At 46.2% G+C, this 12,321-nt stretch carries 7 protein-coding genes; 4 read left to right on the top strand and 3 right to left on the bottom strand.

Annotated features, from left to right (window positions below):
- Window positions 1–316: 316 nt before the first annotated feature.
- From OXH39_16335 to OXH39_16325, 3 genes are all read right to left on the bottom strand, one after another.
- The gene (locus tag OXH39_16335) at window positions 317–1,381 is read right to left on the bottom strand and encodes a tetratricopeptide repeat protein (GenBank protein ID MCY3552030.1); all 1,065 of its coding nucleotides are present in this window, start codon (window positions 1,379–1,381) and stop codon (window positions 317–319) included.
- A gap of 436 nt (window positions 1,382–1,817) precedes the next feature.
- Window positions 1,818–3,443 (bottom strand): tetratricopeptide repeat protein, encoded by a 1,626-nt coding sequence (locus OXH39_16330; GenBank protein MCY3552029.1) that lies wholly within the window; start codon window positions 3,441–3,443, stop codon window positions 1,818–1,820.
- Window positions 3,443–6,580 (bottom strand): N-6 DNA methylase, encoded by a 3,138-nt coding sequence (locus OXH39_16325; protein MCY3552028.1) that lies wholly within the window; start codon window positions 6,578–6,580, stop codon window positions 3,443–3,445. The genes OXH39_16330 and OXH39_16325 overlap by 1 nt, the downstream gene beginning before the upstream one ends.
- 997 nt (window positions 6,581–7,577) lie before the next feature.
- Here OXH39_16325 and OXH39_16320 point away from each other — a divergent pair.
- The 4 genes from OXH39_16320 to recN all read left to right on the top strand — a co-directional run bounded on the left by OXH39_16320 (window position 7,578) and on the right by recN (window position 12,267).
- The gene (locus OXH39_16320; protein MCY3552027.1) at window positions 7,578–8,240 is read left to right on the top strand and encodes a glycosyltransferase family 2 protein; all 663 of its coding nucleotides are present in this window, start codon (window positions 7,578–7,580) and stop codon (window positions 8,238–8,240) included.
- A 113-nt stretch (window positions 8,241–8,353) separates the two neighbouring features.
- Window positions 8,354–9,382: a DUF368 domain-containing protein gene (locus OXH39_16315; protein ID MCY3552026.1), complete on the top strand. Its 1,029-nt coding sequence runs from the start codon at window positions 8,354–8,356 to the stop codon at window positions 9,380–9,382.
- A 113-nt stretch (window positions 9,383–9,495) separates the two neighbouring features.
- Window positions 9,496–10,374, top strand: a complete 879-nt coding sequence (locus OXH39_16310) for an NAD(+)/NADH kinase (protein MCY3552025.1) — start codon at window positions 9,496–9,498, stop codon at window positions 10,372–10,374.
- Window positions 10,375–10,524: 150 nt separating this feature from the next.
- Window positions 10,525–12,267 (top strand): DNA repair protein RecN, encoded by a 1,743-nt coding sequence (gene recN / locus OXH39_16305; protein ID MCY3552024.1) that lies wholly within the window; start codon window positions 10,525–10,527, stop codon window positions 12,265–12,267.
- Window positions 12,268–12,321: the final 54 nt, after the last annotated feature.

The following is a 12,321-nucleotide window of genomic DNA, read 5'->3' as shown; positions in this document are numbered from 1 at the left end:
AGCTGCAGCCCCGTAGGGGCGGTATCTGTGTAGAATTATTCGGTAAATAAAGTTTGACGAAGGTTAAGAATTTAATCGGGTAATGATAGGTATTGATTGTCTGAACCGGGATTTTCAGGATTGTAGACGCTTAGTGACGAAGCATCAGCCTTGTGGGGGTGGTATGTTTATAGTAAAGACATTTTCGGCTCACATCTTAGCCCCAGCGGGGCGGAATGTCTATAGCAATACGATGTCCCACCTCTTTAGCCCCAGCGGGGCGATATGTGTATAGTTAGTTGTACCTCCAGCAGCACAGTAGGATCCAATAGCGAATTTATTCTTTGTCCCCGCGGAAGACTTCCGTAAAGGATTCAGGGAGCCCATCAAAATCATCCGCTATCTTTACTTTCCCCTTCCACTGCCCACCGCGCCGTGGTTGCTTGCTGTCTTGTTTTGGGACTATTGGATCGAGTCGTTGTAGCCACTTTTCAACGAGGGCTTTGAAATCAGGGTTACCTTGCTTTTCTGCCAATGCCAAGGCAGTCTGGAAATCCGATCTTGCTTCATCAATATTTCCCAACTCAGTCTTTGCTACACCACGATGAGCGTACGCTTCAGTATAGTTAGAATTTAGGCGAATCGCCTCGGTAAAGTCTACAATAGCAGTGTCAAATTCTTCACTTATGATTTTCTGAACCCCTCGGTTGTAGTAGGCTTCGGGGAAATGTGGATTGAGGCGAATTGCAGCATCATAATCGTCAAGGGCAGCATCGCGAGAACCTAATTCATTTTTGATATTGCCTCGGTTGTTGTAAACTTCGGCATAATCCGGTTGCAACCGAATTGCCGTGTCGTAAGCAGAGAGTGCTTTTTCTGCCTTGCCTCCTTCCCAGAGGAGACAACCGATCGAGAAAAAGGCGTGCGCAGCAAGTTCGCCATCGCTCAGTTCTGAGGCGTAAGGTGGTAGGTTATTGTTTTCGCTTGCAATTTCTACGGGTGTTTCCTCTGCCAATTCTGGAAACAGTTCTGTCAGTTCTGGTACATATTTATCCTCATAATTGTCAATAATCCGAAAAATACAGGTCATCAGCGGGTCTAACGGGTGGTTTTCATCTTCACCAACGGAACAGATTAATTCTTCCAATACATCATCAAAAAGCCATTGATACTCGTCTTCACTCAACTTGATAACACCGTAATGTCCGTGCCGTTGTCCGAAGTCGATTAATCCATCTAATACTTCTACTAACCACTGGTAGGCAGTTTCGGGATACAGGGGACATACAGCAGGTTCCAATGTGCGCGTTTGTACCGGTTTAGAGTTATCCAACAATTGGGGCATACTCGGCACCATATCCGTGAGCAAAAGATTATTTTTCGCAAATCTGAATGTTAACATTATTTACGCCTACCTCTGTTTATAGTAAATTCCGAAAGTAAGTTTATATTTGTAGCATAGGAAACCGTTAGCCTGTGGCATCGGAACATACAACTTCACAGTTCACACGACACGCTCGTACAGTGTTTCTCCAAGGTTCCCCATAAGTGTCAATTTTAGAGCAAATAACCGTCGTAGGCCCAGGTCCGGTAGGCGCTGTTTTGCGGCGTACACGCCCAAATGCGACCTGCATTCCAACTGCGCCGGGTTTTAGCCATAAACTTCGTACACCCCAGCAACCCTCTTTAGTCCCGTAGGGACGGCCTCTGTGTAGAAACATGTCTCCGACAGGAACCAAGCCCCGTAGGGGCGGCATTTGTAAGGACTATGGTGTTTCTCCAAGGTTCCCCAATCCCTACGGTTCCTGCATGGGCAAATAATTACGGGCTCTACTATATCATGTTTCATCGGTTTGTAATGTTGAATTGTCAAGTTGCTGAAATCGTGTCGCAATAGAGGCTTTAAGATCAGTGTTCTGCTGTTGCTCTGCCAATTCCAAAGCGGTTTGGAAATCTGATCTCGCTTCGTCTATGCGATTCAAATTCACCTTTGCCTCCGCCCGATTGACAAAAGCAAGCACAGAATTAGGTTGGTGGTGGATGACTTCGTTTAGATCCATAAGAGCCTCCGCGTATTTACCAAAGATAAGATTTGTGGGACCTCGGTTGCTATAGGCTTCAACATAATCGGGTTTTAGCCGAATTGCTTCGTTATAGTCAGTCAGAGAGTCTTCGTGTTTCCCAAGCAGAGTGTTGATTTGACCGCGATTATTGTATGCTTCTGCATAATCAGGTTTTAGTCGAAGTGCCTCATTGAAATCAGCAAAAGCCTCCTCATATTCTCCGATCCTAGCTCTTGTGACTCCGCGGTTGTAGTAGACTTCTGCCTCACCAAATTTTGTGTTTTCTTTAAGAGTGAAAGAAATGGAGTTTTCTTGACTGTTGTTAAGTTTTACCTCGCCAGATTTTATTAGTTGAATTGCTTTGGTGTAATCGGTGATGGCCTTCCTATAGTGTCCAAGCATAACCTGTAGAGAACCCCGATGGTTATAGACCTCGGCACAATTCGGTTGTAAATCAATCACCTTATCATAGTCAGCGAGAGCTTCCTCATATTTTTTAACGGCTTTATTCGCCTGTCCTCGGTGATAATACGCTTGGACATCATCTGATTTTAGCCGGATTGCCTCATTGTAATCAGCAATGGCATCCTGGCTCCTTCCAAGCAAGTACTTTGTCGAACCTCTACTATCATAGGCTCCAGCATATTCGGGTTTTAGTCGAATCGCCTTATCATAATCAGCAATAGCATCCTGATGTTTTCCAAGGAGGTTCTTCGCTGCACCCCGATTGTTGTAAGCTTCAACGAAATCTGGTTCCAAGTTAATTGCCTTGTTTAAAGCCAATAATGCGTCCTCTCCCATGCCTTCTTTTACACAGAGGTAACCAACTGAAACCAAACCACGAGAAGCAAGTCTATTATCGTTACCCTCAGTAATGTTAGCAATGGAACGCCACTTTTCGATTGCCTCCTCAATCCTTTCACCTCGTTGCAACATATAAGCATCGGCGATAGCTTTTTCTACAAGAGTGGCTTTAGGATTCCGATCAACTGCTTTGATGTATTCCTCGACCTCACTGGCGTTCTCCGGTTTGCTTACTTCTTCACTTGTCAATTCTGGAGGGGATTTGGATCGTGTTTTACTGCCAAAAATGAAAACAAGGAGCATAAGAAAAATACTAAGGGACATGTCCAATCTAAGTGTTGGATCGAAATGGATACCGAATATACGGATACCAGTAGATGGATTTTCTCCTGTTGTATCATTTGAAGGTTGCGTTTGCTGGGTAAGGGGATCCTGAGGAGTGTGTGTTGATACTTGCTCTTTTGATGTGTCGTTTGGAATTTGCGTTTGTTGAGTTGCAGATCCCGTTGAATCCTGTGCAGACAATATCATCAACTCTTCGGCACACATCATGCCTAATGCCATTACAAGCATTATAATCCTTATTTTCCTATCCATTATGATTTCTCCTCAGAGATTTTCAACCCCAACAACCCCTCAACAATCCCCACCGTCTCCAAACTCACACCGATGACCTTCCGAATCAAATCCACGATATACGTTTCATCGTCCAAGCGATTTGGATCGTTCTTGATACCGCTCCGCCTATCCGTCTTCACACGATACTGATCCACCACCCACTCCAATGCCGAGCGGTTCCCCAACCGATACGCAAACGCCTCCGCAGGAATTCCCGCCAACGTCAAGAAATCGTTGTATTTTATCTCTGTTTTGTCTTTAGAGAATTTCATCTGTGTCACACGCCAATCCAGCGGCATATCCGGTGCTTCAATCAGATCTAATTTATACTGAGGTTGGTCTTCATAATGAACGTGGATATCTGCCAACCGTCTGCCCGCCTCAACAAATTCCCAAAATTCGGGTGCGTAAGGAATATGCGGCAAATCCCGTTTGAGATTCACCTGATACCGTTCCCGATACGCAGGATGATGCAGGAGCGCATAAGTATAATGAAAAATATCCCACTTGGTGATGCTCGCGTCTTTGTAATGCACTTTGAACTGTACCAATGCCCAATCCGTAATGTTTTCCCGTCGGTTCGTGCCATCTTCATCATAGATGTAGAAAGGAAAGTACTGCCCAGCTGAGCCAAAACCGCCTGTCATAATATGTTCAGGAATGCAATTAGTCATGAGAGAAGTAAATGGTTTTTCTCGTGATATATTGACACAAATTACCTGATTTTCAATTTCAGTCTCGGATGTGGGGAAAATAGATGGAAACACATATACAACATCATTGAGAATTCTGTCAAAGAAGATATTTCTTTTTCCAAATGGACGATAGAGGCAGGTTCTCACTTTGCGTTCATCGTATTCAGCAATTCTACCTGTCCGCAACTTCGCTTTTAAATCGCGGCTCCAACTAATTTTCGCGTTGTCATACTCTGCAAAATCATCAATGTTTATGCTTGATTTATCCGCGATTCCTTGCCACTTAAATACTTGTGTATTATAGAATCCTATCATTCCCTGAACGTTCGCCGCGAGTGCCTCTCGGTCAAAGTTAATAGTCCACGCGTCGCGATTCGTTTTTACACCGTTGCTAAACTGGTGGAAAATCACACCCGAAACCTCACCCTTCGCTGCTTTTGCCTGCTTACTCCCCATCGGCACAAAGGTCTCAAAATCCTCGCGTAGTCCTTCGGTGAGCCAGGTATGGCGCGCGTCGGGTTGGATAGAATCCCAGTTGACATTGCCGATGTGTTCGCACGTGTCCAAAAATTCAAACGTTGCCTCTTTCGGCATCTCCGTAGTCTCACCGTTGTAAAAAATATCGGCAGGTGCTCTCACTTCGCTGGCGGGGTTTGCAACCGCTTCGCTGGCGAGGTTTAAAACCTCGCCCCTATCCTGATCCTTTTTCACAAACAGGTTAATGCTCACCCCCACTTGAATATCAAAGACATTGGCATCCCCAGCGTGACCTTTACGGATGTTGCCACCCAAATCCAGCAGATAAATCTTATCACACGCATCCGACAGATGTTTCCGCATTCCATCGAACGCCTGACCGTCGATAAAGTTGTGGTTCGTCACAAACGCAACGATCCCATCTGTTTCAATTCTATCCAATGCCCAGTGGATTGCTTTGACGTACGGATCGTAAAGCGCGGTTTTGTTCGTCGCGGTGGAGGCTTCGGCGTACGTTTCCTGAATTTGCCTATCCAGCTCAGGATACTTACGGTTCTTATTGGCATCGTTCTCATCCATCTGCCGTGCATTATAGGGCGGATTCCCAATAACCACGAACATCTCTGTCTCCTTCTGCCGCTCAACCCGCCGCGTATTCTCTGGCGCGAACAAGGACAACTGACGCTCCGCCGTCAAATCAAACGTATCCACAAGGCAGAGGTTATCGAAAGGCTGATACTGCTCTGTAGCAACATAAAACTCATGCTCAATGTTCATACTCGCAATGTAGTAAGGCATCAGCAACACCTCATTGCAGTGGAGTTCATCGCTATATTTCGCCTTGAGCGCGGTTTTATCAATCGCTTGTATGAGCCGCACGATGAAGTTACCCGTGCCAACGAACGGGTCGATGATGTGAACGCCTGTATCCGAGAGTGAACGTCCAAACTCGGTCGCAAGTAGATGTGAGATACTTTTCGCCATGAAATTAACGATCGGCTGCGGCGTATAAACGATGCCGTGTGTATCAGCGACCTTAACCGAGAAGCCTTGAAAAAACTGCTCGTACACAGTATTGAGGAAATGTTGTTTCTGCGAGAAGTCTATAAAGGTTGCAGCAGCGCGTTCAATCGCACCATAGAACGGATTGAGTTCGCGGAGGAACTCGGAACGGTTATAAGCCTGCCATGTGAGGGCATCAATCACATTTTCAATTTCACGTGCGATAATATTTCGACGAGTGAAATCTGGATTATCAAAGACAGTGCGGAAAATCCGTTCCGTCAAGAGATGTTGGATGAGCATCTCTTCGACAGCAGACTTTGAAAGGTTCGGATTAATCGCCGCTTGACAGTGGCGATAGAAGTCCGCAAACGCCTCCTGAAACCGAGCGTTGGTTGCCTCTTCGTTTTGGATTAATATCGCTGCGCGTTCACCGAGAGCAGGCACTTTGTCCTTGAATTCAACAGCAGCGCGTTCCCAGTTAGCAACGTCCGCCTGTTCGTAACTGAAGAAGGCGTGAAGCACCCGAATAAACGCCTCCGCGTCAGCGATACCGACATCCATCACCTCTTGTCCATCTTGATAGAGGATGGCGCGTTCTTGCGTTGTAAAGAGTATATTATCCTGCGGATAGCCTGCGTCAAATTTCTGCCTAACCGCTATAGCGAGGTTGTCGTGGAGGTCCTTCGCTTCCCAATAACCGCGCGGCAAGCCGAAGACGTTATCAGGCAGCATGCCATCGACGTAAATTGTGGTATTTTGCGGTGTTCGGAGCGATTTTTCACAGATAAGCGTCAGATTATTTTGTCTGGCGTAGTGTTGGAAGAGTGTTGCAAAGGCGAGTCGGATTTCGGTTTCATTTGTCGCACCCAGGCTTTCGTATTGTTTGAGTTCTGCGTAAAAGGTCTTTATAGGTTTATGTGTCGGTTTGATGTTTCGCATCCTTGTGTGAGTTCCCTAATGCGTCAATTTATGTGAAGTATATTTATTATACACAAACTGGCAATAGATTGCAAGTGAAAATTAGGAATCTCACATAAGGGTATATAAATTAGGACTTACGCATTCCCTTTTAAAGTCCCCCTGATAAGGGGGATTTAGGGGGTTTCAATACGGAAATTATCGATTTTTTGCGTCTGAATGTCCGATATTTTCTCAATTTGCGTAAGTCCTGTAAATATTTTGACATTCAGATTAGATTGAACGGAATAGAAAAACGCCCATGAAACCAGAAAACGCATTGAAGCCAAAAAACCCAACTTAACAACTAAATTTATTTTAACTTTACTAATGTTGATAGATATGCTATAATAACCTACTAAAGTTAGGACAATTTTAAGATGATCATTTCGTAGGATATGAGACCGTTAGTTTCCTATGTTCCTTTTGTAGCATAGGTTGTTAGACTGTGTCATAGTAGCATAGGCTGTTGGTTTCCTATGGCATGCATCGTAGGATATGAGACTGGACACGATTCTTCAAACACTTCTCATCGAAACTAAACTTTTATAGTTATTATGCCCAACGCCTCAGAAAATCTAAAGAGATAAAAAATGAAAACGCTGAAAATTTCAAAAAAGGACAAGGAATGGTTCACACAACCCGGCGGCGAGACTCATAAAAGTCTCCCCAAGCAATATATCTATCTGCCTTGACGAGACTTTTCATCAATCAACTCGGCACAGAAACAACGATTTAGGAGAAGAAAGGAGAAGAATTCTCGATTATCCGAAATGGACAGACACATCAGTCGCGATGCGGTCTGAGACGCGATCGTAAGGGTTTTTGTAGGGGCAGAAAATTCTTCTCCCGATCCGAGAGGCTTTAATATATTTGATAAACCGCATCAACGGACGAATCGCTGCCAAAATATTTATACACCCCGATGCACATAATCGTTTGACAGAAAATCGCTTCTGTAGTATACTAATTAAAAAATATGAAAACATGTCTGCTGCTACCGGCTTACAATGAATCCAAAACAATTGGGGCGATAATTCAGGAATCATCTGAATTTATCAGCGAAATTGTTGTCATTGACGACGGTTCGTCAGATGAAACAGGTGAGATTGCGATAACGTCTGGTGCTGTCTGTTTGTCAAACATTACAAATTGCGGTAAGGGTAGTGCCTTACGAAAAGGCTTCGCTTATGCCCTCGCGCACGGCTATGAATTAATATTCACGATGGACAGTGATCGCCAGCATGAACCCGCGGATATACCGCGCTTTTTGGAACACTTTCATAACACACGTCCCGATATACTCATCGGGGTAAGGACAAAGCGTGACTCGCGGGTGTTGATGCCGTTTCATAGACGTGTCAATAACCGCCTAATTTCTTATGTCGGCTCCAAGTTGTGTGGGCAACAGGTACCGGATTTCCAATCGGGGTATCGGCTTATTCGTGCTGATGTTTTGCGGCAAGTTCATCTGGAGACCGAGCGTTATGAAACGGAATCCGAGCTTCTGATAAAAGCTGGACGACTCGGATTTCGGATTGAGAGTTTACCAATTCAAACACGGTATGGTGATGAAGTCAGCCATATTAAACCGCTTCGAGAGATATGGCTCTTTACAAAATTGTTACTTCGGAGTTTATAAAGAGTCGGACGAGGGGCATGCGTTATTGGTTTTCAGTTAAACGAGAGTTTTGACGAACCAAAGCACCTCTTAACTGACAACTAATAACTGGTAACTGACAACTAATATAATACATGAATTCACTCCGGCTTTTTGTTAACGGTTTTCTGATAGGCATTGCTAATATTATCCCCGGCATGAGTGGCGGGACCCTCGCACTCGTTTTGGGCATCTATGAACGACTCATCGGCGCATTACGGCGTATCGGATTTTCAACGGTTAAAAAATTGCTTGGGGTCGTCCGACTAAAGAAACATGCCTTCACGGAAGCAGGAGACGAACTTCGCCGTATCGATTTCGGCTTTCTGGCACTGTTAGGAATTGGCGCGATCGCTGCCTTGTTGCTTACGTCAAAACTGATTGTCTATCTGCTGAACAATCAGCACGATGCGACTTACGGTTTCTTTAGCGGGTTGATTTTGACATCCATTCTGATACCGGCGCGAATGCTGAAAGGGTTTGGGGTCAAGGAATCGATTGTCCTGTTAATTGCCGTTGCGCTGATATTAGGCTTGTCTCTCGGTATGGGTGAAAAACAGTTGGAGCGGGTTGCGTATAAGTCGGGAGACGCGGCAGCAATGGAGAGTCCTGCCGAAAGCGCAACTGGATTTCCAACATATTGGGAACTTGGACTCTTTTTTGGAAGCGGGGCATTGGCTGTCTCAGCGATGATTCTACCCGGCATCAGTGGTTCTTTCCTGATGCTCGCATTGGGGGTCTATTTTCCGCTCTTAACGGCGATAAATACGCTAATAGAGGGTGTGCCGAAATTACTCAGAGGCGTTTTATCCCAATCGATGTTAGGAAGTTTACTGATACTCGGTTTCGCCGCGATTGGGTGCTTGTTCGGGCTTCTCGCATTCACACGGTTACTCAACTATCTACTGGAACGTTACCGGAACCTGACGATCGCCTTTCTCATCGGTTTGATGGTCGGTTCACTTTACGGGTTATGGCCCTTTCGCGAATTTGCGATGGTTGATGGGGAACGGATAGATACCGCCCACATCTTACCGCACCTCGACATGAATCTACTGATTACGATGGGGGCTTTTCTGATCGGTTGTGGTGTGATTTTTCTGTTTACCCGTTTGGAGAATTAGCAAAGTGGAAAATCAATGCTGGTAGCCTGCCAACAACGGCGGCAGGCGGAACTTAATCAAAAAACATTATCATACAAAATGCTTTCATTCACGCTTGGCGACCCATTAAAAAAATGAAAAAAATAAAAAACGTCGGCTTATTTGTCAATACCACCAAAGAGAACGCAGCGGGTGTCGTCGAAGGTGTGTCTGTATGGCTGAAGGAGCGCGGTATTACGCCACTTCTACCCAAGGAACAAGCCGTTGAATTAGGGCATCCTCAAACTGGTATCTCCAAAACGGCGATGGTAGAACAGGCAGATGTGATTCTCGTTCTTGGTGGAGACGGGACACTGTTGAGCGCAGCCCATACGCCACAGATTGAAAATGTGCCTATCTTGGCGATCAATATCGGGACACTTGGGTTTCTGACGGACGCCTCCCTTGATGAACTCTATCCGACTTTGAAGGCGACCTTGGCAGGAGCGTATCGAGTAGAACACCGGATGATGTTAGAAGTGGTTGTGGATAGGCAAGGGTTTCCACAACCCTTTCGGGCTTTTGCACTCAACGACGTTGTCATTCGGCACTATACACGTCTCATAGAATTAGATGCGTATGTTGATGGGGAACTCTTTATACCGTATAACGCCGATGGGTTAATCATCGCAACGCCGAGCGGTTCGACCGGCTATTCGCTTTCGTGTGCTGGCACTATCATTTCACCACAATTGGAGGCGATTCTGCTAACGCCGATTGCGCCACATAGTTTAACGGTGCGTCCATTTATCGCAGATGGCAATGCGGAGATAACCGTTAAGATGCGCGCCGCATATCAGAATGTAGATGTTTTCGTAGACGGTCAACGGGAGACACACAGTCTCACCGCAGGTGCTGTCATAAAAGTGGAGAGAGCAGAACGGACAATTCAACTGATACGGTCACAACACCATAGTTACTACAGAGCCTTGCGCGAAAAACTAATGTTGGGTGAAAGAATCAAACACACATAGAGAGATAGCCGTCGGCTATCAGCAATCGGTTTTCAGTGTTGTGTCGCGCGACAATCTGCTTGCTTGAGAAAGCATCCTGTAGACGACAACCTCCTGACTGCTGATGGCTGACTACTGATGGCTACCGACAACTGACAACTGATAACTATAATGATTGAAACACTCTCTATCCGCAACATTGCCCTCATAGATGAACTTGACTTAGAACTCGCGCCGGGATTGAATATTTTCACCGGTGAGACGGGTGCTGGTAAGTCAGTCATCCTCAAGTCGATCGGATTGGTGTTAGGTGAGAGAGCCTCTGCCGACGTTGTGCGCGAAGGTGCCAATTTTGCAGAGGTCGAGGTGAGTGTCGCCCCTGACGATAAGCATCCAATCTGGCACACGGCACAGAATGAGACTGATGATCCCTTATTGGCAGACGCTTTGAGCGACGTATTAGATCCATCGGATGTCGTGATTCTCTCCAGACGAATTACGGCGAGCGGTAGGAGCCGCTGCCTTGTCAACGGGCGTTTGGTGAATTTAAAGCAGTTGCAAGCACTCGGTACATTACTTGTTGACATCCATGGCCAACATGAACATCAATCGTTGTTCAGGACGCAGACGCATCTCAAACTTTTGGACGATTTCGGGGGCAGCAGTGAGGCGCGTCAACACGTTGGAAAAGTATACACGCAGCTGCGAGCCTCGCAACAAGAAGCAGCCGCTCTCACAGAGACGTTGAAAGCATCGGAACGGGAAAAGGAACTCCTTGAGTTTGAGATTAAAGAACTCACCTCAGCAAATCTGGAGGAAGGTGAGGACGAAAGACTGGCGGATGAATCTCGGATCCTCAAAAACGCAGAGGCATTGCGTGACTCGGCGAACATTGCGTATCGACAACTTGATGACGATGGGGGAGCTGGTTTTGGTAGTCCCGTTGAACGCTTAAAAGCTGCCGCGAAAGAACTTACAAAGTTGTCGGAATTTGATGACAGCCTCTCTGAATTGCAAGATCGGTTGGAATCATCACTCTATGAATTGGAAGACATTGCATTACAGGTCCGTCACTATGCAGAGTCCGTGGAATCCAACCCGATGCGGTTGGAAGAGATTACGGACCGGTTGGCGTTGATTGGGAAGCTCAAACGGCGTTATGGCAATTCTATTCCAGAGATATTAGCCTACCACGCCGAAGCCGAGCAGAAATTGGAGACCCTACAACTCGGTTCTGAGAAGCAGGGCGCGCTTCAAGAGGAAATTCACAAAACGATCCAAGAAGCGCAGCGTTTATCTACTGCGCTCTCTGCGAAACGGCTTCACGTCGCGAAGCATCTTTCAGAACGGATTGAGAAGGAACTGCGGACACTCGGCATGGATAAGGCAGAGTTTCAGGCAGCCGTCCAGCATATACCTGACGAACGCGGGCCATTTCAGATAGATGGGAAACGCTATGCGTTCCGTTCCGACGGAATGGACGATGTTGAGTTCTTGATTGCACCAAATGTCGGTTCCGAAGCACGTCCAATTGCCAGAATTGCGTCAGGCGGTGAAATTTCACGCATTATGCTTGCGTTAAAAACAGTACTGGTTCAGGTTGATGAGGTTCCGACACTGCTTTTTGACGAAGTTGATAGCGGCATCGGCGGCAAGGTTGCGGATGTCGTCGGCAAGAAGTTGAAGGAACTTTCAGAATTTGCACAAGTTATCTGTATTACGCATCTCCCGCAGATTGCCCGTTTTGCCGATAGCCATTTCCGAGTCGATAAAGATGTCGTCGGCGAACGCACGCTAATTACAGCAAAACCGCTGACAGCAGAAGAACAGGTTAACGAGATCGCCCGAATGCACGGCGGCAAAGAAACCGAAATAGGGCTTGCCCATGCCCGTGAGTTGTTGTCAGTGGAATAGTTATCAGCGGAGGAGTCATCGGTTCTCGGTTTTTGTAGGGGCGAGATCACCTCG

Source organism: Candidatus Poribacteria bacterium (assembly GCA_026702755.1).
In the GTDB taxonomy this organism is placed as follows: Bacteria; Poribacteria; WGA-4E; order WGA-4E; family WGA-3G; genus WGA-3G.
This window is presented reverse-complemented; position numbering and strand designations above follow the sequence as displayed.

Coding starts and splice junctions, on each gene's coding strand:
- OXH39_16330 (MCY3552029.1), bottom strand. CDS start 3,443: ATGGATAGGAAAATAAGGATTATAATGCTTGTAATGGCATTAGGCATG.
- OXH39_16320 (MCY3552027.1), top strand. CDS start 7,578: ATGAAAACATGTCTGCTGCTACCGGCTTACAATGAATCCAAAACAATT.
- OXH39_16335 (MCY3552030.1), bottom strand. CDS start 1,381: ATGTTAACATTCAGATTTGCGAAAAATAATCTTTTGCTCACGGATATG.
- recN (MCY3552024.1), top strand. CDS start 10,525: ATGATTGAAACACTCTCTATCCGCAACATTGCCCTCATAGATGAACTT.
- OXH39_16325 (MCY3552028.1), bottom strand. CDS start 6,580: ATGCGAAACATCAAACCGACACATAAACCTATAAAGACCTTTTACGCA.
- OXH39_16310 (MCY3552025.1), top strand. CDS start 9,496: ATGAAAAAAATAAAAAACGTCGGCTTATTTGTCAATACCACCAAAGAG.
- OXH39_16315 (MCY3552026.1), top strand. CDS start 8,354: ATGAATTCACTCCGGCTTTTTGTTAACGGTTTTCTGATAGGCATTGCT.